Genomic DNA, 21,361 nt, shown 5'->3' on the forward strand with positions numbered 1-21,361 from the left:
TTTAAAACTCTGCACATTGCGCTGATACTGTACTTTTTTTTATTAGATAATATTATTTCTATTTTCGTGCCATTATCAGCGCTGCCTGCTTTATGATATTCTTCTCCTTTTTCACAATTTTTTATATCATATCACGACCGAATAATTACTGTCTAATTAATTATAACCAATCCAATGCTGCGTATTTGAGTGATTTTAGAGATGCTGATACTTTGATACTAAAGTATCTTAATCTCTGCTACAGACATGGCCCCAGCATCAATCTTGCCAAGAATAATGATATAATTATTAAAATAGATAAGTATGTAAAAAAGGTATATAGAGAAGCTCATAATTTTGAAGGTTTCATTCGATTTAAGCAGGTTGCACCAATGAGTTTCTACTCTTCAATAGAACCTGATCATAATATTCTTCCGCTGCTTATAGATTTCTTTGCTAAAAGATTTTCTGACCAGAACTTTATTATCCATGACTTAAAGCGTGACAAAGCAATCGCATATAATATGGATACTGCCATAATAACTAATCTTGACAGAGAGTACAGCAAAAGATTTGAGCACTCTGACTGCGATGGTGAATTCGAAAGCCTATGGAAGACGTTCTATAAAGCAACTGATATTAAAGAACGTGAAAACCTGCGCCTGCAGAGACAGCTTATGCCAAAGAGATATTGGAAACATATAACTGAAGTGAAAAATTAAATTCACTTCAGTTTTTTATATTATGAATTAAATCATATTAATTTATTCATTTTTATATTATTTATTCCACAGTAATTAAATACATAAAAAGCTACTATACAAATTCATCAGAATTCTACTCAACTATAGAGCACTCTGAAAAATTCAAGGTATCAGGATTATTCTTTCTATTCATTGCAATATTTGCATCAATCGCTAACATAGTATGCAAATATTCAATAATAAATAAGATTGTAGGCTTTGTAAAAAGTTCAGCAGCTGAATTTTTAGGCTCAAGTTCTGTAAGAGACTTATCTGACTTATTCGGAAACAGCCGTAATCTTTTAGAAGCTTCATCTTTCATCAATACAATTAAAAGCACAATTAACGAATTCATACCTAATACAAAAATAATAACTACTACAGTACTATCTTCTATTCTAGTTGTTGTATTAATGGTAGTTATACTAGAAGTACTTAACTTAACAATGCTAAAAAAACAAATAACACATGAAGATATAGTCTTAACATGTACAACATCATTAATGCCAGTTGTATTTACTGGGCTTTTAGCAGCAATCATTTTTAATTTAAGTCTGCTTTTAGGAATTTTAGTATTAATTTTGGGTATGTCTTTAATATTTGTTCGTATGTATACTGCTTTAACAAAGCTTACTAATATTGAACACAACAAGATCTACTTAGTAATTGTAATAATGGTTATCGTTATTGCTGCAGTTCTTACTTTTGCTGTATACCATCAGTTTGGTGATTTCTTATATACAACAGTAAAAGGACTTATACACGATTTAGCATAAAATATAGCGAGGTGTTAATATGAGATTCTGTTCAAAATGCTCTGCTGAGCTTAAAGAAAATGCAAAATTCTGTGCTAAATGTGGTGCAAAAGTTAAAGACTATGCAGCAGTACAGAAAACTGTGCAGGCAGAAAAAAGTGCTGATGCTGAAGACTCTGCAATAAAGTCTCCAGTACCTGAATCAAAACCTATCAGCAAAGGAAAGATAAAACCTATTAATATCGGCACTAAAAAAGGCAGTAATTCAAAGTTAATTAAGCTTATTGTAACAATAAGCTTAATCTTTTTAATATGCGGTGCAGGTATTTTCACTTACTATACAGTGTACAATAAACAAACCAACAATAATCAGATATCATTGAAAAATATTGATATAGGTGCATATCCTACTGTAAAAATTAACTTGAATATAACAGGTTTTAAAAATGGACTTGATGTAAATAACTTTTCTATAAAGGAAAATGACACCAGCCAGAATAATCTACGACTTAGTAAAGACGGCACAAATTTTGTGCTTGAATACACAACTACTGACTCTGAAACATCATCTCAAAAAAATGTTACAGTGCAGTACTCATATGAAAATAAGAACTACAGTGCTAAAGGTTCTTACACTCCGTCTAAAACAGATGAAAAAGACAGCACAAGTTCTGATAGTACAATATCTAAAGCTGAAACAGAAAAGTCAGCTCCAAAGGCTGACAGCGATGAAGAAAACATCAAGTCATGCATTGATAACTACGAAAGTTCATTTATAAGAATGGTTAACGAAAATCATTTACCATACATTACTTCTGTTCTTGATGATAACAGCCCACTTCATAAGGAATTTGAAGGTATGATTAAGGATTATTCATCAAAAGGAATCACTGAAAATCTTGAAGATTATAAGATTACTTCACTTAAGAAAGTAAATGATACTCAGTATGAAGTAAATGTATATGAAAAATTCCTTATATCTTATGGCTCAACAAATGAAACTAAGACAAAGGAATTTGATGCAACATACCTGTTAAATAAAACTTCATCAGGTTTTAAAGTACACTCAATTACAAATTATAATCAGAAATAAGCTAAAAATCCCGATAAACAAAATTCATGTTTATCGGGATTTAATTTTAAAATTAAAATGTTCTATCTGATATAGTTTGTCTTGATTGGTGCTTCTCTTTGTGGAAGTTCTACTCCAGCTTTCCTGCCTGCTTCAATGCACTTTAGTATCCATGCCATGTTCTTTCCTAAAGTTCTCATTGTCTGCATTCCTTCAAGATCCTGTACAACTTCATCAGAATTATTGCCATGAACCATATTCCAGTACTGTGATGATACAACTATCATATTGTTCATAGTGAAGTACTTGTTAAGCTGGTCAAATGCAGCTGTTGCTCCACCTCTTCTACAGCTCACTACAGATGCTCCAATTTTATTAGCAAATAATGAACCTCTGCCATAAAATACTCTGTCTAAGAATGAAGTTATTTCTCCACTTGCAGATGCATAATGAACTGGTGAACCAAAAACAAAACCATCAGCCTCTGATACCTTATCAATGAAATCATTAACTACATCATTCCTAAAGCATTTTCCAGTTTTAAGACATGCTCCACATGCTATGCAGCCAGCTACTGGGTTTGTCCCAACCTGAAATATTTCTGTTTCTATGCCATTTTTATTTAATTCGCCTGCCACTTCCATAAGTGCAGTATAAGTACATCCTTTACTATGCGGACTTCCATTTACTAATATAACTTTCATGATATATCTCCCCCATTATTTTCTTCTATAAGTATATTATACAACATAATCAAACTATTCTTTATGCTCATTATAATATTTTAATAATTCAGGAGTTTTTGACCAGTATTTTATACCCCAGTTCTCGAAATTCCATTCTTCCATATAATCATTACATTCGAAATCTATATACCAAAGTTTGTCATCATTAACTATAAAATTAGTTGGGAAGTAATCAATATTCATATGCAGTGCATACAGTTTGCTGCACATATCTTTTACCTGCTCAACATACTGCTTCTTCATTTCATCTTTTAGCACAATATCGTAGATTGTATCACCATCAACATATTCTTTTAAGATTCTTTCGTTTTCTTTATCAACATCAAGCATTTTAGGTATATTGATTTCTGCTGCTTCAAGCTTTTTATAGTCATTAATTTCAGACTGTATCTTATCTCCAAATTGATAATACTCACAAGGCTCATGATGAATCTGCTTAACTACATATTCACGCCTGCCATCCGTAACAAGATAAGAGTATCCACCCTTCCCCTTACCAAGAAGTTTTATTACATTAAATTCTCTATTATTTACTTTAATCGTATTTATCATTTTTCCACTCCTAACTCTGATGACTTATATGAAGCATCATTAGTTATATTATTCATCCAGATTCTCTTCTTAAACACTACTATAGATATTGCCATTCTCACTGCTTCTTCAAGTGACAATATAAAATAAACATAATAGATTGGCATATTGAACACGAAAGCAGTTACAAGGCCTAAAGGAATTCCAAATATCCATGTTCCTATAAAGTCGATTATCAAAGTTATCTTAGTATTGCCTCCGCTTCTTAATACGCTTCCTTCAAGGATCATATTAGTTACCTTAACAAATAATATAATTGAAAATGCATAAAGTATATAACATGTTGTTTTTCTTACATCTTCTGAAACGGCAAACAGCTTTACATATAACGGTGCTGTAAGAGTAACCAGTATGCCAATAATTACAGATCCGATGATACCAAGGTAAACAAATACCTTTGATGTATGATAACTTTCATCGAAATCACCAGCACCAAGCTGTCTTCCAACCATAATACCGGCAGCTGCTGAAACACCGTTAAATGCTCCGATAGTAAGTGACTGAATTGAGCTTGTAAGTGTCATTGCTGCACAGGCTTCAGTTCCTATCCTGCCATAAATCATTGAATATATGTTTTCACCGAGGCTCCATAAAAACTCACAGAACAATATAGGTATAAGCACTACCAGTACTTTTTTTATAAAGTCAGCTTTTATATGGACGTTAAATGAAACGTAGATATTTTCCTTCTGTTTTACATATATGAAAAACCCCAGTATTACAACGAACTCAACAATTCTTGATATATTTGTTGCAATTGCTGCACCTTCTAGTCCCATACCTGAAAAGCCAAACTTGCCAAATATAAGAATGTAATTCAGCACAGTATTTAATATTACTGCAAGTACACTAGAGTACATCGGATACTTAGCATATCCAATACATCTTAAAAGCGTTTCCATTATAAGCGTAAATGTAAGTGGAATAAATCCATAAGAAACAATCCTAAGATAACTTGCTGATGCATTGATTGTTGCTACATCCTTTGAGTACATCTTCATAATATTTTCTGCAATTATCATTGATGGAATTGTAAATAGGACAGCAATTATCAAGGAAAATAACATACTGCTTACAAAACTTTCATTAACTCCTTTTTCATCCTTATTACCATAATACTGTGCTATTAAAATACCAGCAGCTGTCGACACTGCCGTTACAGTAGTTATAAAAAGTGATGAAAATTTACCGCCAAGTCCTATACCTGCAATACTTACACTTCCAAGACTGCCCACCATTATCTGATCTACAATGCTGAATGATGACTGAAGAAGGCACTGTATCGTAATAGGCAGTGCTAACTTCCACACATCTTTATAAAATTCTTTTTTATTATCCATAATTATTACCTTCTATTTTTCTCAATCCATTCTACTGCATAATCGACTATATCTCTTTGTTTCATAAATCTTAAAGTTGCATTACCGACTACTGCTGTTTTAACATCATGAGTTTTTTCAAAATCTTCGCCAATCTGTACAAAATCCTCACCATCTACAGCAAGAGTTTCATAGCTTACCCATTTTCTTTCACCGTTAACCATAACTGCACTGCTGTTAATTTCATTATGTTTTGATGGATAATCTGCCACAGCATCTGCTAAATGAATTGAAGTATTTTTATCATAACCGCATCCGATAAGCAGAACATAACCATCAAGATTATACAGCCTGTCTATTGGTGAACCTTTGCCAAATATATTGCTTAAGTCATGATCTTTTGTGAGATATTCTGCATTCTTGCCCCATGCTGCAACTGAACGTGCAGGATGATCACTTCTCATTGCACCAGGCCATGACCTGAACATTTCAGCAACTTGTCCCATTGTATTAGTAGGTGTAATTCTCTTATCATACGCAGGCCAGTTATCTCTTATAATTTGGTACCATTCCTTGGGTTCTTCCCAGTGAACTCCAATATCAGGATCAAGGTTCTTCCAGCTCTGCGTAGGCATCATGATTGTTCCCTCTTCCCCTACTGCATCAATCAATGCTTCAATAACTATCTGAGGTCCTCCACATACAAATCCAAGACTGCTTAGAGATGTATGTACCATTACATTCTGTCCCTTTTTAATGCCAAGTTCATTAAAACCCCTGACTAAATCTTTTTTTAATACTATTTTTCTATTATCATTCTTTTCCATTATAATCAGTCCTCTCATTATATTAAAAGTTTTCCCTTACTGATTATCATAATAACATGACAAAAGATCACGAACAATCAACATTTGTAACAATAATTAACATTTTTGTATCATGTTTAGGTGTATAATACTATAAAGTAATTTTATATGAAGCATAATGAGGTGATATTATGAGAAATCTTAATGATATATCGAACTTTGTTTTTATTAGTGATGAATTAAAAAAATCAGATATTATTTTTGTCCCTGGAAACTCAAGTCCACAGATGGCTGAAAAAGCTGCACAGCTTTATAAAGAAGGTCTTGCACCTTTAATCCTGCCATCAGGAAGATACAGCAATATAAAAGGATATTTTGATGCTCCTAAAAGTAAGTCAGATATTTATAATGGTACATATAATACTGAATTTGAGTTTTTAAAAGATGTGCTAATAAAAAATGATGTACCCTCTTCAGCTATACTCAAAGAAGATCGTGCTCAGTACACATACCAGAATGCATTATTCTCAAAAGAAGTCACAGATAAGCTTGGACTAAAAATTAAGCACTGCATAATATGCTGCAAATCATATCACGCAAGACGATGTCTGATGTATTATGAAAAAGTATATCAGGATGCAGAAATTATGATCTGCCCAGTAGATATAGATAATATAACTAAAGAGAACTGGTACAAAACAAACAAAGGAATAGAAACAGTGCTTGGCGAATTTAAAAGATGTGGAGAACAGTTAGAATACGTACTCTAAAATCCATTGCAATTAATTGAATGTGAGGAGGATTAACATGAATAAGGATAAAGTTTATTTAACATTCTTTAACTTAATGATACTATTCCACCTTTTAATACAAGATCTGGTTTAACACCAAAAAATGCTGGTGACCATACAACTAAATCTGCCATTTTGCCAACTTCTACAGAACCTACATAAGAACTGATTCCTTGAGCAATAGCTGGATTAATTGTATATTTAGCTACATATCTTCTTACTCTATAATTATCATTTTCTTCACAGTCTTCTGGAAGTTTTCCTCTTTGAACTTTCATCTTGCTTGCATTCTGCCAAGTTCTTGTAACTACTTCACCAATTCTGCCCATTGCCATTGAATCTGAACTCATTATGCTTAATACACCCATATCCTGAAGAATATCCTCTGCTGCAATTGTCTGATGTCTTATTCTTGAATCAGCAAATGCTATATCTTCCGGAACCTCTGGATCTAGATGATGGCAAACCATTAGCATATCCATATGTTCTGCAATTGTGTTTATTGTAAATGGTTTTGTTGGATTAGTTGATGCGGGAAGACAGTTAAGCTGTGAAGCAACTTTTAATAAATCCGGTGCATGACCGCCGCCTGCTCCTTCTGTATGATATGTATGAATTGTCCTTCCTGCAATAGCTTCAATAGTATGTTCAACAAATCCGCCTTTATTTAAGGTATCTGTATGTATTGCAACTTGAACATCATATTTATCAGCAGTCTTTAATGAGTAATCTATAAGGTATAATTGGCAATCCTGCAAATTATTTTGCATTCTCTGGAATTAACAACATGTTAAATCCAGCTTATAGCAGCAATCTTCCTTTTCTTTCATTCTTTATGTATCAGCTTATGTTCGCAATAATAACTGCACCTTTAATGACTGGTGCTTTTGCAGACAGAATAAAGATCAGTGGCTGGATTAAAGTTCTTATTTTATGGATGCTTCTAATCTATTTTCCAGTTGCACACTGGGTATGGGGTGGAGGATTTCTTCACAATATGGGCTTTGTAGACTATGCAGGCGGAGCTGTAATACATATAACAGCAGGTTTTGGATGCGTATCAGGAGTGCTTTTCCTCGGACAAAGAGCAGTTAAAAATCAAGATGGTCCATTCCACATTGGCTTTGTAGCATTAGGAGCAACACTTTTGTTATTTGGATGGTTTGGCTTTAACGCTGGTGGCTCACTTGCTGCTGCTGCTACAGCAGTTATAGTTTTTACAAACACAGGCGTAGCAGCTGCATCGGCAATGATTGTCTGGACAATTCTTTATTTCTTCGAGAAAAAACAGTTTTCATTTCTTGAAATGATAATAGGAACAGTTGCCGGCCTTGCAACAATAACACCTTGCTCAGGCTATGTTACACCACTGTCAGCTACACTTATTGGTGCACTCGGTGCAATTGTATGTTTTTTTGCTGTTTTAATTTAACGTAAATATATTGATGATGCACTTGATGTATTTGGATGCCACGGTATGGGAGGTTTTTTAGGTACGCTTCTTGTAGGCATATTTGCAAATCCAGAAATTAATGGAATTTCAGCAGGCTTAGGTCAGTTTTTGATACAGCTTTTCGGATCTGCAATAATAGCATCATACTCTATTGTTGTTACCTATATAATCTTCTTTATCGCAGATAAATTAGGCACAATAAGAGTAACAAAAGAAATGCAGGAACATGGACTTGATGATACCTTCTTCCATGAAAACTTTAGTGATTACTCTAATAGTAACAAAAATAATTAGAAAATAAGCTCTGCCATTTCTGACAGAGCTGTTTTTTTACCTTCCTTTTTAATATTCTTTTTTAATTTGATCTGCATTCAAGCCATACATTGCTGCAAATTCTTCCAAGTCCTCTTTGCCTTTTATCAGCATCACATCCTCAAAATTATTTGTATTAATATCTTTAAATCCAGCAACTTTTTCTCCTGTGCAGACTGAACATTTTAAAATAGGTATTTTATTAACTTTGTCATAGCTTTTTGGCTGGATTTTTTTCTTCTTTCCAAACATCAGCTACCCTCCATTATAATATGTTCATAGTAATATTTATTAAAACCCACCTGCTTTTATGATACATCATGTATTTTGCAGATCATTTAGTCTTAACTAAAAAATATCTACTACATGTTAAACAGATGTATGAAAATTGATAAGTGCCTAGAGATAATTATCTATCAAAGGTTTTAAGTATTTCCACAAAAAGTACCACCAGAATAATAACACATATAACTCCAACTACTAGCAGAACAAGAGATTCGCTCATTGTAACATCTCCCTTATTAATATATATTTCACATTAATATTTTTTATATATAATACACTTATGATTACAAATATAAATAAAGACCACTGTGTGTTTAATTTTTATATTAAACTTCGGTAGCCTTATAATACAAAAAACCACCGGAAAATGATCCTGTGGTTTTGATTATTACTTTCTAATGATACTGTATCTCTTTACTGCTTTACCATCTTTCATCAGATTAAAATATGGATCTCCGTTACTTGGACCGATATATAGATTCTTGCTTGTTTTTCCAACCATATATACAGCTGCTGTAGTCTCATTTTCATCTGAACAGAAAAACATATATGTTTCTTCAGGTATATTAAAATCCTTTGCTTTTAAGTCTTGTGAATAATGCAATGTATATCCTGATTTAAAATTCTTAGCATTTTCTTTAATTACCTTCTTAGCTTCTTCAATCGATATAACTGATGTATTAGTTTTTGATACTGTATTCTTTATTAACTTTTCTTTTCTATAATCAGTACTGCAATCAGTAACTAACTTATCTATGCAACCACAGTATTCTAAATCTTCATCCCCTTTATATCTATAAAAATAAGTCTTGCCAACAAAGTCATTAACTTTATGTCCATAAACTGGTTTACTTAATTTCATTGGATCTTTTCTTACTTCAATAGCTATCTCTTTATATTTATCACTTTTATCAAGATCCACTATATTATAATCAAGTGCATAACAATCCTCTACATCCATATCTGCAATTTTCTCTAGGTAATCTTTATTATTAATTTTAAGATTTATTATTTGACTGTTTCTTCCACTTACTAGAACCTTTTCTTCAGAACCATCACCATTTAAATCTTTTGCTATTTCATAATCTGTACGTGAATGTATTTTATAATTTCCTTCATATGAATAATTTTTCTTAAGACTTGATATTTTTTCATAAGGCACTGTAAATTTGACACTGCCTTCGGCATAACAAGCTACTTCATATGGATTAGACATTAATACTACTCCGCTATCAGATAAATACCATTTATTATTCTTTATGTATTCGTCAATATTAATATATGTTGATTCATTCATCATTTTAGATTTATAAGATTGTTGCAAACATAATTGTGTTATAGAATTAGATACATCAGCCTTTAACTTAGTGCTGTTATCTGCAAGATTATCAAAAGATATTTCTTTTCCAGTTTTAGCATCTATAGTTATACCAGTGTAATTCTCCATTGAATGAGCTCCACCAGTAAAACGGCTATCCATTATCTCTACAGCAATTACCTTATCATCACATCTTCTCACTGCAACTTCAAATATTCCATTATATGGTACACCCATAACAATCTCACTATTACTTATCAGACTTTCAGTTGATTCAAATAAATTCTGTTCAAAATCATCTACTTTTGCTTTAATAAGCTTGTTTATCTTTTCTGCCACACCATTATCTTGAGAAAACTTAAATACAGGATAAGAATATGACCACTTTAAAAGCACTTTACCACTATTGTCCTTTTTATCGATGCTATTACTTTGATAGTTAAATGTAACCTTATTTTTTACTTCTTCTTTTGTGCCTGAATTAATAATTCTAGGGCTCTCTTCATTTTTTATTCCATTCTTTGCACCAAATGAGCATCCAGCAAGTGAAACCGTCAAAAAAATACATAGTGCTGCAATTATATTCTTCATATATTTTCGTCCCCCTTAAAAAGAAAGTATATCTTATTATACAAGATTGTAGATATTATTGGTATATAATTGTATTTTTATCTTTAATCAATAAATATTTTCGCAGAAAATTACGTTTTTAATAAACTATTGTTCATGTCATTGCAAATATAGTCATAAAGATCTATAATTCTTATTAAATCATATGTTTTTACCACTTATGGTTATAAGAATTATACTGGTGATAATGATGACTCACACTATACAAATCAAAGACAGAGTATGTGTTACATTAGAAATAAGCTTACAGATGCAATTCACCTTGCAACTATTAATAGAGAAACTGAAGTTGAGTATGCTGATGCAAAGAGCAAATCACCAGTTGCAAAAACAATAAAGAATAAGAATTTAATCTTCCTGCTCGTTGACAAGGAGGATGCCTCAGCAGCAGAAGATTTTCTAACTAATCTGCTAAACATGGATAACGTTATTATTGTTGGTGCTCCCACAGCAGGATGCATGCTTTCAGGTAACACATATCCTTTTAAGCTTCCAAACTCATCAGTACCGGTTTTTATGGGCACTGACTTATATCTTGCCCCAAATCATAAAGAAATTGAGGGCAGAGGATATATTCCTGATGTTATGACACAATTTGATACTTTAGACAGCGTAATAAAACTAATAAAGCACTATAACTTATTAAAAATAATAACATTTTTCACGCAATTACTCCTGCATTTTATTTCAGATTTAATAAGCAGCGTGATATTGTCAGGCAAAAGTTTTAAGGATTTCCACGATATGAACTATCAGAGCAATAACACATATCACACCAACAATTAACAAAAAAGAGATGCACTCATTACAACACCTACCATATTAGATGTTTTAAACACCATTTTCAAAAAGTTCAAAACCTGCTTTTTCTGCAACTCTACATGATGCTTTATTGGCACAGTCAATTGTCAGTATCATGTATTTTATATCTGAAACGCTAATGCACCAGTCAAACAGCGCATTTAATGCCTCAACTGCATAACCATTTTCCCTGCAATTCTCATCGATAAAATATGCCATTTCAACTTCATTAAGAGTATCCTCTAGTCCCATGCCCACCATGCCAATCAGATTGTTTGTTATCTTATATACTACTGCATATCTCTTGTTTTCATAAAAGAATAAATAACTTATGGCTTGTACCATTAACATCAGCAGAATATGAATTTGCTCAAAGTAATTCATCAGAAGAACTTTTAGACAAATACAGCGGCAACTTTAACGACCTTGTTGTATTTGATGGACATGCAAAATTCCTTTAAAGATAAAAATCAGTATCAAAGCATTCATAATTAAATACTTTGATACTGATTTATTTTACTTCATATAATTGTTAACGAGATAATAGCACCTGTACTTAGTATCATTTACAAGTAAAAAAACTACAATCTAATCACATGGATATAAAAGCTTATTTAATTAATGTCTTTATTTCAAGTTTTTCTAACTTTTCCTTAAGCTTGTCCTTATCTAAATCAAGTTTTAAATCATCAAGGACTTTATCTTTAAGCTGTGGAACATCTGTTTTTATTGTTGCAAGCTGCTTACTCATAAATGCAGATTCCTTTGCAGACTGTTCAAGGCCATAAATTTCAGTATTCATAAACTTGTTAAGTCCATTTTCACAAGTAAACTCAATTGGGAATCTAGTCTCACCTAATTTTTCTCTTACAACTTCCTGTGTCTTTATCTGTTCTTCAGTTACTGCCTCCTCTATGCACTTATATGTTAACTGTTCTGCATCGCTAGTCATCATGATTCCGTCTTTAAGCAAGTATGAAATAGGTGATCTTGCTATTCCAAGTGAATCTTTAAAGAACTTCTTAAGTAACTTTTCATCCTTTGGAGCAAGGTTTTCAATTGTATCATAGATATTTTCTATGCATCCATATTCATTAAGTAGAGGAATAACTGCTTTTTCTCCTACTCCTTTAACTCCCGGAATATTGTCAGATGTATCTCCGCATAAAGCCTTGTACTCAATAATCTGATATGGTTCTATTCCCTTAACCTGCTTTAAAGTTACAGGTGTGAATTCAAATGCTCCATTTGGCACCTTAAATTCCTTTTTATCTAATCCGCATTCTTCAAACATATCATCAGCCTTGCTTGTTACAAGCCATACTCTTGTATTTTCACTTACAAGCTGAAGATAATCTTCATCCTTTGTATAAAGAAATACAGGTATTTCTTCTTCAAATTTCTTAGCAATTGATCCTGCAAAATCGTCTGCTTCGTAAATTTCTTCGTCATCAAAATCACTCTTGAACTGAGGAATTATTCCTTCAAGAAGATTCTGTGTTGTCACAAACTGCTGTTTAAGAGGATGTGGAGTTTCTTTTCTTGTCCCCTTATATGTACCGCCTGCAATCTGCTGTCTGAATGTCTGTCTTGATATATCCCATACAACTGCCATATGGCTTGGTTTCTGTGTCTTTATAAGGTTTAATAAAGTTTTCATAAATGTGTATACACCATTTGTATATACGCCATCAGAAGTCTGAAGTAATTTTTTTGCAGCCTCTTCCCTGTCTTCAGGAGTCTTTGCCATTAAGAACTCTCTTGCTGTACCATAAAAGCTTGTACTAAGTAAACTGCTGCCATCTATAACTAATAATTTTTTATTCATAAAATAAAACTCCTCATCTATATTTTTAAGTTATTCAAAACTATATCATAAATCATAATTCAATATTTTTTCTTACTGTACTATTGTCAGCTAAAATCGTCATAAAAACAAGCTTAAATAAATAACTTATTTGTTAAATTTCTCAGTAAGAATATTACGAATTAATATTAATGCATAATTTAGAGTAGTATTTCAACTCAAAACAGCAAAGAAATACACACCTAAATTATACATTATATACTATGAAAGTATCTATAAACTTAGCTATGTAAGAATTTTATTTTTTCTTTTTCTTTTTGATAAATGCTCCTACTAACATACTGCTTATTGCAAGTCCTGAAAGTGCATTAAATTTCCATCCTCTTTGTCAAGTGCCATTACGCCTTTAAGCGGATCAAAAGTATCTCCCAGTTTTACAATCCTGTCCATTGCAATTATTTTGGGAGCCTTGTTCTCTACTTCTGAACTTCTGTCCACTATTACAGGTATATCCTTTTCAGTAAGCTTACCGTTTTTGTCTCTTACCTTAACATGGACATAAGTTTCGTCCCCTCTGTGCTTAACAAGTACAATTACAGTCTTAATATCTTCCTCATTATTCAGCTTCTTTACTTCGTCCTTGACAGCTGTAATTATTAACTGGTGTCTCTTTACAGTAACACTCTCAGGGAATTTAATAACTATCTCTTTTGCTATACTTACATTTACTACTCCTTTCCCTTATCTACCATCGGTACTTGTTGCTTTAATGTTAACAATAGCCTTATTATCTTTTTGGTATTATATCCATTTTTTATTCCTGCTAAACAACACTTTTGTGAATATCAACAGCACGCTGGAATTCCTTAATCATTCTGCTTATAGTATTTTTTTTTGCGATAGTCTTAAGCCACTCTTTTGGAATAGTGTTATAGCCATAATAAATTCCTGAAAGTCCTCCAGTTATTGCGGCAATTGTATCTGTATCCTCACCAAGGTTTATAGCTTTTAATACAGAATCTTTATAACAATTTGTTGTCATAAAGCACCACATAACAGCCTCAAGCGTATCTACAACATAACCTGATGACTTTATTTCGTCTTCCTTTAAATCTGAAATCTCTCCATTAAGGATTCTGCCCAGTGTCTTCATATCCTGTGAATATTCATTAGCACATGTAATGTTGACAAAATTAATTGCATTTTTATATGCTTCTTCCTTACCACAGTCATTAAGAAGTTCAATAGCCACTTGATTATAGAATATGCAGGCTATTTTACAAATTTTCTGAGCATGTGTTAAAGATGACACCTCCTCAACAAAATGAATTCTCTCTAAAGGTGACATATCTTTTGTATAATAAGCTAAAGGTAATATCCTCATCAATGAACCATTACCACTCTTTTCTTCACTAAAACTTCCACATTCAACAGGATTAATACCACGTATCATTCTTTCAATGGCTTCCTCTGTTGTTATACCTATATCAAAGTTTTTATTATATGGAGTCATAAATCCATATTTATAATATTTTATAAAATTCTCAGCAAGTGCTTCAGTAGAATAACCATGATTTATGCAGTCCATAAGGCATAATGTAAGTGATGAATCATCTGACCATGTACCAGCAGGCATTTTGTATGAGCCATATGATCTCATGCTGTTAACTGGATCTGATTTTCTCTCATTTCTTGAAATAAATTCAACAGGAACTCCAAGAGCATCACCTACTACAAAACCAAAAATACCACCATATAATTTTATATCTATATCATTTTTCATATTACTATCTCCTTTAACCCCATTAATTAATATTATGAGTAACATTTAAAGCAATAAAAAAATATCTATATAAATTTACTTATTATCATTTAAAAATTAATTTTCTATCCTTGTTTTTATTTTATATATTTATATTTATATTTTCATACTAATAGAACTTCAATATTTAAGTATTTTAATATCTTAAGATTTTAATATTACCACATTTTATATACATAAAAAAAAGCAGAAGCTTTCGCTTCTGCTGATATTTATTGTATTATTAAATAATTATATTGATAAGTAAGTATTTAATTTCAATATATCTATGCTACTATTTCAGTAAATCTTTTCTTTATGTTGGCTGTATAGCAAAGTATTACGCCTCCTATTGCACCAACACCTGCCTGTAAACATTCGAATGGGAACTTTACTACTGCTGTCTGCCAGTTTGCATATACAAATGTTCTGCCTAGTGTATATCCTACAACCATTATTACTGCACCAACAGTAACTCCCACAATGGCTCCTAATGGCTCCTTGTTTTTCATCCACTTATTAGCAATTAATGAAATTACCACTGCTTGAATTCCATGAGTCACAAGTGAAACAAACATTGGTGCTGGATAAAATAAAAAGTCTCCTAAAAATGCGCCTACGCCACCAACTAAAAATGCAGAAAATGGATCCATCATTATTGATGCTGTGCATATTATCACATCATTTAAATATAAATGCCCCCCTGGTACTGGAATACTGAATGAACTTAAAACTACATTCATTGCTAAAAATAATGCTGTAAAAGTCAGCCACTTTGTTTTATTTTCAATTCTCATATTACTTCTCCTCCTATATTACACTACGTAAAACTACACACTTGAAAATAGTTAACTACACTTCCTTTTTATTGTAGCATTATATTTCATCAATGCAATTGTACCAGTACAATATCATATCCGGCGTAGTAATAATATATTTAGTTTGTCCATTTTCCGTTTTCCATAAAGTACTTACAAAGCTTGTCAGCTTCTTCTGTTATCTTCTTATCAAAGTTCATTGTTTTAAGCAGCTTAAGTGCATTTCTTGTTTTTGCAGGACCATTTTTCAATTTATAATCAAAAGTAACACCTTCATCAGACACTGTTTCGCTGAAATGATAATTATCATATCTTTCATCAGCTATTCCAGTCAATTCTATATCATGTGTTGCCACAAACACCCTGTCATTGCAGCCGGCTGAATACTTTAATATAGAAGCTGAAGCTGCTATTCTTTCAATAGTGTTTGTCCCTTTAAGGATTTCATCGATAAATGCCAGCACAGGAACTGGTCCATTTAATGAATCTATTAGCCTCTTAAGACTTTTAAGTTCTGCTACAAAATAACTTTCTCCACTAAGAATGTTGTCTCTTACCGCCATTGAAGTCATTACTTTGGAGAATCTGCATTTATATTTAGAGCACAGTGCTGTATTGATGCTCTGTGCCAGTATACAGTTTAATGCTATAGCTTTGATAAAAGTAGATTTTCCTGAGGCATTAGATCCTGTAAAAATAATATTCTTATCGATAACTATTGAATTCTTAACAGGATCATCAATTAACGGATGGTAGATATCATCAATTTCTATTTTTAAATCATCAGTAAATTCAGGCAGAACATACTGGTCCACACTTGCTCTAGAATAGGCTATACAAAGTGCAAAGTCTATCTTCGCTATAAAATCATAAATATCATATAAATACTGTTTATTCTTTTCCAGAATTTTAGATATACGCTGATATGTTATAACATCAGTCATAGTAAACATCTTTAAATAATCTGCTAAGAAATCAAGGTCATTTACAAGATTGTTGCCACCTTTTGAAAAAGCATAGCTGTACATACGTATTTTATTTATTTCCTTAACATTCTTTAGCGTATCTTTAATTCTGATTCTGTATTCATTAAAACTGCTATCCTTGTCTTTAAATCAGTATCCATTGGTCGTTTGTTCATCTTAGGCTGAATGAGCTTAATAATCATGAAAATCACCTATCCCGCTTTATTTAAGTACGCTCATAGCATCTACCATTTTTATACTTATATTGGAATTATAACACAGATCTTATAAGCTTTGTGCTACTACTTCTGGCCTTATTTCGTTTTCCTGTTTCTTTATTAGCCTGTTTCCTGCAAGTGCTGCTGCTATAGCTGCTACTACATGACTTATAAGAATTGCGCTCCAAATTCCATTAAGTCCAAAACCTGTATTAAGTAGTACATATGATAATGGCATTCTGACAATTATATAGTAAAGCACCATGTTAAAAGCCATTGCTGGATAAAATAATATTGTTTCAAGTTTTCCTGTTACTCCATAGGCTGCGATTGCTGATATGCCGATGCTGCTTATAAGTGAAGTTAAGAAACTTGTGCTGATTGCTGGTATACTCTGTTGAAATGCTGAAGGAACTGACTTTTTTATAATCTCACCTACTTTTGATTTATCAAAAGTTCTAATATTGAGTACAAATACTCTCTTTTTAGCAAGATAGACAATCATAATTATAAGACATATTGACTGAGATAGAACTGTGGCAACTGCTGCACCATTAAAGTTCATCATCTTCATAAATATTGGATCAAGAACTGCATTAAGGATGGTACATATAAGCATGGCTATCATCTGAAATACTGCGTTGCCAAAACTTCTAAGTACTGCTGTAAAGTAACAGTATAGAAATACTGCAGTATAACCAATAAGGTAAATTGACAGATAAGCATATGCCATATTGAATGTTTCTTTAGGTGTGTTAAGCATTCTTAAGATTGATGGCAGCAACAATTCAAGAATAGCTGAAACTGCAATTGAAAAAACTACTGCTATTGTAAATGATGTTGATATTGTACTTTCAACTCTTTTCTTGTCCTTGGCACCAATAGCCTGCGAAACATGAATGAATTTCATTCACTTTAATTCATTTTTTTAGGACTGCACTATTTTTTAATATTGACAGTCCTTTTAACTATATATTTAATAATCTATTTAACATTTCTTTTATGTTTTCCAGCTTCTCATCAGCTGTAAGTGTATCATCAAGCAGAATTCCAAGCTGACCATAAATCACATATGATGCTAATGATTTTGTATTAATTGGTTTTATTACTTTTGTTTCTACTGCCTTCTCTGCAATAGCTGTTGCATATGGCATCATCTTTTCACATATCTTCATTGAAAGCTGGTAATGTATTTTTTTCTTTTCAGTACCATGGCATACCTTGTAATAAAAATTATCATCAGTCTCTACATCTTTAAATGTAGACATATTGAATATCATTTCCTTAAGCGGCATATCAAAATTAACGCTGCTCTTCATCTTATTTGTAAGAACTTCTGCATACTGATCTATTGCTGTATCAAAGATTTCCTCCTTTGATGAAAAATATCTATAACACAGCCCCTGGGCTACCCCCATTGCTTTTGCTATGTCTGTAATTGATGTTTTCTCATAACCTTTTTCATAAAACAGCTTCATTGCTGTATCGAGAATCTCCTGTCTACGCTGAGCTGGTTCCTTAGTTACACGCGTCATAAATATCTCCTCCTCTGAGCTCATCTTTAATATAGCACTGCTGTATTTAAATGTCAATGAATAATATTCATTCATTATGTTGAAATACTATTTTATACATAAATTGTATAATTGACTTGTTTGAGCTATACTTTTTATATAGATAAGCTTTAAAAATATATCTTAAATGAGGTAAACTTAATGAATTACTGCCGAAAATGTGGTTCTGTTATTGAACCAGAAGACAAATACTGCAAATCCTGCGGGTGTGCTACAGCCAATAACTTATTATCAGCTCCAGAAAATATTGCAGATACAGAAATTTCACTGCAGACTGATATAGTTCCTATTAGTGATGTAGTTCATGAAAAAACAAAACACATTAAAATAATTCCCATAATAATCTCAGCAGCAATTATTTCAGCAGTCATAGCTCTCGTTTTAGTATTTTATAAACCTATACTATCGCATTATTATACTTCCAAAGCTGATTCATCAAAAAATGATACATCTAAGCTTTTATATGCATCAAAATCACTTGCATTAAAATCTAATAAGATATGTCTTCATAGCAGCACTCTGCATTATCCTTGTGATAGCAGTTTCACTAATATATCATTTTCAGTTTAGCTCAGCTCTTCAGGACTTAGCAAAAACAATAAAATACACAAAACTCTTTTAATAAAAGAGCAGTAGTACACCAGTTAGTATACTTCTGCTCTTTATTTATATTATCTATTTAACTTTTTAGACTACTATATTTCTTATCCATACTCCCTTTTTAACAAGTATGTAGCCTAGTATACATTTTATAATGCTTATAAGCTGACATATCAGGTAAAGAGGTATGATACTTAAGCTTGTAAAATTCATCAAAATATATGCACATGGTACTGCAATTACCCATACTGACATACTATCAAAAAGGAATGTTATAAAAGTCTTTCCTCCAGATCTTAATGTAAAATAGGAAGCATTCATAAATGCATCAAGCGGCATACATAGAGCAACTATGCATATAAATGCTGTAGCATAATGTCTTACTTCATCTGTTGTGTTATACATAAGTGGAAAAAATGGTGATATAGCAGCAAGAATAACTCCAAGTACTGCACAACTCACAACTGAGAATACAATAAGCTTTGTGTCTGTTTCTTTGGCTTCCTTCATTTTTCCTGCACCTAAAAGCTGCCCTATAATAATTCCAACTGCATTTCCAAGTGATATAAACACTATATTAAATACGTTATAAATCGTATTTGATATGTTCATTCCTGCTACAACTGCAAGACCTGCATGTGAATAAATCTGATTTAAGAATGATATTCCCATTGCCCAAAGTCCCTCATTTAATAATAGAGGCGTACCCTTTATTACTATATGTTTTGCAAGCTTGCCTTCAATCTTAAAGTTTTTATAAGCTCCATTGATAAACTTATTTCTTTCCTTATGTCTGTGTGTCCATGTAACGACTATTGCACATTCAGTAAATCTTGAAATTACTGTAGCTATTGCTGCTCCATATGCACCAAGTCTCGGGCATCCTGCCTTTCCGAAGATAAGCAGGTAGTTGAAGCATAAATTTACAAATACAGCCACAATTCCAGCCTTCATAGGTACTACTGTTTCACCAGTTTCTCTTAAAGTACTTGAATAACACTGCATCACTGCGAATGGTAAAAGACCAATTATATCAATTGCAAGATAGCCACTACCATACTTTAATGTTTCTGCTATATTACCTGTTGTACTTCCCTCATGAAGGAATGTTGATATAATTTCATTTCTAAATATCCCAAGCACTGATATTCCTATGATACTTATTATTGCGCAAAGAATAAGTTTAAATCTAAATGTCTGTCTTACTCCGTCATGATTATCATTGCCATAAAACTGAGCCCCAAATATTCCTGGCCCTGATATTGCTCCAAATATAAAAAGACTAAATATAAATATGAATTGATTCGCAATGGCAACTCCACTCATTGCATCTGTTCCTACTTGGCCAACCATTATGTTATCAAGCATGCTCACAAAGTTGGTTATACCATTCTGTATCATTATAGGAACTGCAATAAGAAGCACTATCTTATAAAACTTCTTGTCTCCTATGTATTTCTTTACGTTCAAAATTTCACCCCCATTACGTAAATTCTAGAATTGTCATACTTAATTATTATAAACTATTATTATTTATTTCATACATAAAACTTTATTTTTATTAATTTTTTACACAAAAAATTAAAATATAAAAGCTAAACTAAAGTTATCCCATCATCTCTACTCTAGTCACGCACTTTTAATCGTTTTATTTTGCCATATAATTGTTATAATGTTATAAAATGTAAGGAGGGTTAACAATATGGATTTAAAAGGACAAGCTGTTACAGATATGATTGAATGGCTTAGCGACGAACACGAACTTGGAAAAGCACCTTCTAAAATTGAAGTTGCAGGAGAATTTGATTATGATGATGCTCATTACTACATATTAAAATTCAAAAAAAGTTTTTTGGGAAAATGGCTTGTAGGAGTATCTGGATATGACGAGAATGGCGAATCATTTGGTCATACATTTAGTGAATTTGTAGTTTATAATGAAAAAACAGCAGCTGGGATTTTAAAAGTATAATTGAC

At 32.2% G+C, this 21,361-nt stretch carries 24 protein-coding genes and 2 pseudogenes; 9 read left to right on the forward strand and 17 right to left on the reverse strand.

Features of this window, described 5'->3' with window-relative positions; translation table 11 throughout:
* Positions 1-92 precede the first annotated feature (92 nt).
* The gene (locus FYJ33_RS14095; protein WP_154532364.1) at positions 93-701 is read left to right on the forward strand and encodes a TIGR03915 family putative DNA repair protein; all 609 of its coding nucleotides are present in this window, start codon (positions 93-95) and stop codon (positions 699-701) included.
* A gap of 115 nt (positions 702-816) precedes the next feature.
* On the opposite strand, the gene FYJ33_RS14100 is transcribed toward FYJ33_RS14095, so the two are convergent.
* Positions 817-1,077, reverse strand: a complete 261-nt coding sequence (locus tag FYJ33_RS14100) for a hypothetical protein (protein ID WP_154532366.1) — start codon at positions 1,075-1,077, stop codon at positions 817-819.
* Positions 1,078-1,135: 58 nt separating this feature from the next.
* Here FYJ33_RS14100 and FYJ33_RS14105 point away from each other — a divergent pair, with 58 nt between their 5' ends.
* Together FYJ33_RS14105 and FYJ33_RS14110 are read left to right on the forward strand one after the other, a co-directional pair.
* Positions 1,136-1,498 (forward strand): hypothetical protein, encoded by a 363-nt coding sequence (locus FYJ33_RS14105; protein ID WP_154532368.1) that lies wholly within the window; start codon positions 1,136-1,138, stop codon positions 1,496-1,498.
* Between the two features lie 19 nt (positions 1,499-1,517).
* Positions 1,518-2,570, forward strand: a complete 1,053-nt coding sequence (locus FYJ33_RS14110; protein WP_154532370.1) for a zinc ribbon domain-containing protein — start codon at positions 1,518-1,520, stop codon at positions 2,568-2,570.
* Between the two features lie 62 nt (positions 2,571-2,632).
* Here the strand turns inward: FYJ33_RS14110 and FYJ33_RS14115 are convergent, their stop codons facing one another.
* From FYJ33_RS14115 to FYJ33_RS14130, 4 genes are read right to left on the reverse strand one after another with little or no spacing between them, the layout of a single operon-like run.
* Positions 2,633-3,253 carry a flavodoxin family protein gene (locus FYJ33_RS14115; RefSeq protein WP_154532372.1) on the reverse strand — a complete coding sequence of 207 codons (621 nt, stop codon included), beginning with the start codon at positions 3,251-3,253 and terminating at the stop codon, positions 2,633-2,635.
* Between the two features lie 54 nt (positions 3,254-3,307).
* Positions 3,308-3,847, reverse strand: a complete 540-nt coding sequence (locus tag FYJ33_RS14120) for a BUD32 family EKC/KEOPS complex subunit (protein ID WP_154532374.1) — start codon at positions 3,845-3,847, stop codon at positions 3,308-3,310.
* Entirely contained in the window at positions 3,844-5,226 is a 1,383-nt protein-coding gene (locus FYJ33_RS14125) for an MATE family efflux transporter (protein ID WP_154532376.1), read from the reverse strand. Before FYJ33_RS14125 ends, FYJ33_RS14120 begins: the two co-directional genes overlap by 4 nt.
* Before the next feature lie 5 nt (positions 5,227-5,231).
* Positions 5,232-6,032, reverse strand: a complete 801-nt coding sequence (locus tag FYJ33_RS14130) for an aminoglycoside N(3)-acetyltransferase (RefSeq protein WP_154532378.1) — start codon at positions 6,030-6,032, stop codon at positions 5,232-5,234.
* A gap of 170 nt (positions 6,033-6,202) precedes the next feature.
* Between FYJ33_RS14130 and FYJ33_RS14135 the strand changes: the two genes are divergently transcribed.
* Positions 6,203-6,781 (forward strand): YdcF family protein, encoded by a 579-nt coding sequence (locus tag FYJ33_RS14135; RefSeq protein ID WP_154532380.1) that lies wholly within the window; start codon positions 6,203-6,205, stop codon positions 6,779-6,781.
* Between the two features lie 71 nt (positions 6,782-6,852).
* Here the strand turns inward: FYJ33_RS14135 and ureB are convergent.
* A pseudogene (ureB, locus tag FYJ33_RS14140) lies at positions 6,853-7,536 on the reverse strand (urease subunit beta); the annotation flags it as partial.
* A gap of 53 nt (positions 7,537-7,589) precedes the next feature.
* On the opposite strand from ureB, the pseudogene FYJ33_RS16510 reads away from it, so the two are divergent.
* Positions 7,590-8,549 (forward strand): annotated as a pseudogene (locus FYJ33_RS16510) (ammonium transporter).
* Positions 8,550-8,597: 48 nt separating this feature from the next.
* Here the strand turns inward: FYJ33_RS16510 and FYJ33_RS14155 are convergent.
* Together FYJ33_RS14155 and FYJ33_RS14160 are read right to left on the reverse strand one after the other, a co-directional pair.
* Positions 8,598-8,819 carry an aspartate dehydrogenase gene (locus FYJ33_RS14155; RefSeq protein WP_154532386.1) on the reverse strand — a complete coding sequence of 74 codons (222 nt, stop codon included), beginning with the start codon at positions 8,817-8,819 and terminating at the stop codon, positions 8,598-8,600.
* Between the two features lie 421 nt (positions 8,820-9,240).
* Positions 9,241-10,761 (reverse strand): DUF3298 and DUF4163 domain-containing protein, encoded by a 1,521-nt coding sequence (locus tag FYJ33_RS14160; protein ID WP_154532388.1) that lies wholly within the window; start codon positions 10,759-10,761, stop codon positions 9,241-9,243.
* 261 nt (positions 10,762-11,022) lie between these two features.
* Between FYJ33_RS14160 and FYJ33_RS14165 the strand changes: the two genes are divergently transcribed.
* Positions 11,023-11,586 (forward strand): S41 family peptidase, encoded by a 564-nt coding sequence (locus FYJ33_RS14165; RefSeq protein WP_154532390.1) that lies wholly within the window; start codon positions 11,023-11,025, stop codon positions 11,584-11,586.
* A 45-nt stretch (positions 11,587-11,631) separates the two neighbouring features.
* Here the strand turns inward: FYJ33_RS14165 and FYJ33_RS14170 are convergent, their stop codons facing one another.
* Positions 11,632-11,985: a GNAT family N-acetyltransferase gene (locus FYJ33_RS14170; RefSeq protein WP_206046709.1), complete on the reverse strand. Its 354-nt coding sequence runs from the start codon at positions 11,983-11,985 to the stop codon at positions 11,632-11,634.
* Between FYJ33_RS14170 and FYJ33_RS17060 the strand changes: the two genes are divergently transcribed.
* The gene (locus FYJ33_RS17060) at positions 11,922-12,062 is read left to right on the forward strand and encodes a hypothetical protein (protein WP_407928915.1); all 141 of its coding nucleotides are present in this window, start codon (positions 11,922-11,924) and stop codon (positions 12,060-12,062) included. The two genes, FYJ33_RS14170 and FYJ33_RS17060, sit on opposite strands and share 64 nt — an antisense overlap.
* Positions 12,063-12,211: 149 nt before the next feature.
* On the opposite strand, the gene FYJ33_RS14180 is transcribed toward FYJ33_RS17060, so the two are convergent.
* The 7 genes from FYJ33_RS14180 to FYJ33_RS14210 all read right to left on the reverse strand — a co-directional run bounded on the left by FYJ33_RS14180 (position 12,212) and on the right by FYJ33_RS14210 (position 18,745).
* Positions 12,212-13,429: a 5'-3' exonuclease gene (locus FYJ33_RS14180; protein ID WP_154532396.1), complete on the reverse strand. Its 1,218-nt coding sequence runs from the start codon at positions 13,427-13,429 to the stop codon at positions 12,212-12,214.
* A gap of 324 nt (positions 13,430-13,753) precedes the next feature.
* Positions 13,754-13,906, reverse strand: a complete 153-nt coding sequence (locus tag FYJ33_RS14185) for a hypothetical protein (RefSeq protein WP_154532398.1) — start codon at positions 13,904-13,906, stop codon at positions 13,754-13,756.
* 325 nt (positions 13,907-14,231) lie between these two features.
* Positions 14,232-15,191 (reverse strand): ADP-ribosylglycohydrolase family protein, encoded by a 960-nt coding sequence (locus FYJ33_RS14190; RefSeq protein WP_154532400.1) that lies wholly within the window; start codon positions 15,189-15,191, stop codon positions 14,232-14,234.
* 305 nt (positions 15,192-15,496) lie between these two features.
* Entirely contained in the window at positions 15,497-16,006 is a 510-nt protein-coding gene (locus FYJ33_RS14195; RefSeq protein WP_154532402.1) for an ECF transporter S component, read from the reverse strand.
* A gap of 140 nt (positions 16,007-16,146) precedes the next feature.
* Entirely contained in the window at positions 16,147-17,055 is a 909-nt protein-coding gene (locus FYJ33_RS14200; protein WP_154532404.1) for a MutS-related protein, read from the reverse strand.
* Between the two features lie 222 nt (positions 17,056-17,277).
* On the reverse strand, positions 17,278-18,120 hold the full coding sequence (locus FYJ33_RS14205; RefSeq protein WP_154532406.1) for an MATE family efflux transporter: 843 nt from the start codon (positions 18,118-18,120) through the stop codon (positions 17,278-17,280).
* Positions 18,121-18,178: 58 nt separating this feature from the next.
* Positions 18,179-18,745 (reverse strand): TetR/AcrR family transcriptional regulator, encoded by a 567-nt coding sequence (locus tag FYJ33_RS14210; RefSeq protein ID WP_154532408.1) that lies wholly within the window; start codon positions 18,743-18,745, stop codon positions 18,179-18,181.
* 180 nt (positions 18,746-18,925) lie between these two features.
* Here FYJ33_RS14210 and FYJ33_RS14215 point away from each other — a divergent pair, with 180 nt between their 5' ends.
* Entirely contained in the window at positions 18,926-19,354 is a 429-nt protein-coding gene (locus FYJ33_RS14215) for a hypothetical protein (RefSeq protein ID WP_154532410.1), read from the forward strand.
* A gap of 117 nt (positions 19,355-19,471) precedes the next feature.
* Here FYJ33_RS14215 and FYJ33_RS14220 read toward each other — a convergent pair whose 3' ends face one another.
* Positions 19,472-20,854: an MATE family efflux transporter gene (locus tag FYJ33_RS14220; protein ID WP_154532412.1), complete on the reverse strand. Its 1,383-nt coding sequence runs from the start codon at positions 20,852-20,854 to the stop codon at positions 19,472-19,474.
* 232 nt (positions 20,855-21,086) lie between these two features.
* On the opposite strand from FYJ33_RS14220, the gene FYJ33_RS14225 reads away from it, so the two are divergent.
* Entirely contained in the window at positions 21,087-21,356 is a 270-nt protein-coding gene (locus FYJ33_RS14225) for a hypothetical protein (RefSeq protein WP_154532414.1), read from the forward strand.
* Positions 21,357-21,361 lie beyond the last annotated feature (5 nt).

The sequence above is a fragment of the Inconstantimicrobium porci genome (assembly GCF_009696465.1).
In the GTDB taxonomy this organism is placed as follows: domain Bacteria; phylum Bacillota; class Clostridia; order Clostridiales; family Clostridiaceae; genus Inconstantimicrobium; species Inconstantimicrobium porci.

What these genes read in the sequence shown, in the direction of transcription:
- FYJ33_RS14125 (WP_154532376.1), bottom strand. Translation starts at nt 5,226, where the DNA reads ATGGATAATAAAAAAGAATTTTATAAAGATGTGTGGAAGTTAGCACTG.
- FYJ33_RS14180 (WP_154532396.1), bottom strand. Translation starts at nt 13,429, where the DNA reads ATGAATAAAAAATTATTAGTTATAGATGGCAGCAGTTTACTTAGTACA.
- FYJ33_RS14160 (WP_154532388.1), bottom strand. Translation starts at nt 10,761, where the DNA reads ATGAAGAATATAATTGCAGCACTATGTATTTTTTTGACGGTTTCACTT.
- FYJ33_RS14100 (WP_154532366.1), bottom strand. Translation starts at nt 1,077, where the DNA reads ATGAATTCGTTAATTGTGCTTTTAATTGTATTGATGAAAGATGAAGCT.
- FYJ33_RS14205 (WP_154532406.1), bottom strand. Translation starts at nt 18,120, where the DNA reads ATGAAATTCATTCATGTTTCGCAGGCTATTGGTGCCAAGGACAAGAAA.
- FYJ33_RS14105 (WP_154532368.1), top strand. Translation starts at nt 1,136, where the DNA reads ATGGTAGTTATACTAGAAGTACTTAACTTAACAATGCTAAAAAAACAA.
- FYJ33_RS14130 (WP_154532378.1), bottom strand. Translation starts at nt 6,032, where the DNA reads ATGGAAAAGAATGATAATAGAAAAATAGTATTAAAAAAAGATTTAGTC.
- FYJ33_RS14225 (WP_154532414.1), top strand. Translation starts at nt 21,087, where the DNA reads ATGGATTTAAAAGGACAAGCTGTTACAGATATGATTGAATGGCTTAGC.
- FYJ33_RS14115 (WP_154532372.1), bottom strand. Translation starts at nt 3,253, where the DNA reads ATGAAAGTTATATTAGTAAATGGAAGTCCGCATAGTAAAGGATGTACT.
- FYJ33_RS14135 (WP_154532380.1), top strand. Translation starts at nt 6,203, where the DNA reads ATGAGAAATCTTAATGATATATCGAACTTTGTTTTTATTAGTGATGAA.
- FYJ33_RS14190 (WP_154532400.1), bottom strand. Translation starts at nt 15,191, where the DNA reads ATGAAAAATGATATAGATATAAAATTATATGGTGGTATTTTTGGTTTT.
- FYJ33_RS14165 (WP_154532390.1), top strand. Translation starts at nt 11,023, where the DNA reads ATGTGTTACATTAGAAATAAGCTTACAGATGCAATTCACCTTGCAACT.
- FYJ33_RS14110 (WP_154532370.1), top strand. Translation starts at nt 1,518, where the DNA reads ATGAGATTCTGTTCAAAATGCTCTGCTGAGCTTAAAGAAAATGCAAAA.
- FYJ33_RS14155 (WP_154532386.1), bottom strand. Translation starts at nt 8,819, where the DNA reads ATGTTTGGAAAGAAGAAAAAAATCCAGCCAAAAAGCTATGACAAAGTT.
- FYJ33_RS14200 (WP_154532404.1), bottom strand. Translation starts at nt 17,055, where the DNA reads ATGTACAGCTATGCTTTTTCAAAAGGTGGCAACAATCTTGTAAATGAC.
- FYJ33_RS14170 (WP_206046709.1), bottom strand. Translation starts at nt 11,985, where the DNA reads ATGAATTACTTTGAGCAAATTCATATTCTGCTGATGTTAATGGTACAA.
- FYJ33_RS14095 (WP_154532364.1), top strand. Translation starts at nt 93, where the DNA reads ATGATATTCTTCTCCTTTTTCACAATTTTTTATATCATATCACGACCG.
- FYJ33_RS14215 (WP_154532410.1), top strand. Translation starts at nt 18,926, where the DNA reads ATGAATTACTGCCGAAAATGTGGTTCTGTTATTGAACCAGAAGACAAA.
- FYJ33_RS14195 (WP_154532402.1), bottom strand. Translation starts at nt 16,006, where the DNA reads ATGAGAATTGAAAATAAAACAAAGTGGCTGACTTTTACAGCATTATTT.
- FYJ33_RS14210 (WP_154532408.1), bottom strand. Translation starts at nt 18,745, where the DNA reads ATGACGCGTGTAACTAAGGAACCAGCTCAGCGTAGACAGGAGATTCTC.
- FYJ33_RS14120 (WP_154532374.1), bottom strand. Translation starts at nt 3,847, where the DNA reads ATGATAAATACGATTAAAGTAAATAATAGAGAATTTAATGTAATAAAA.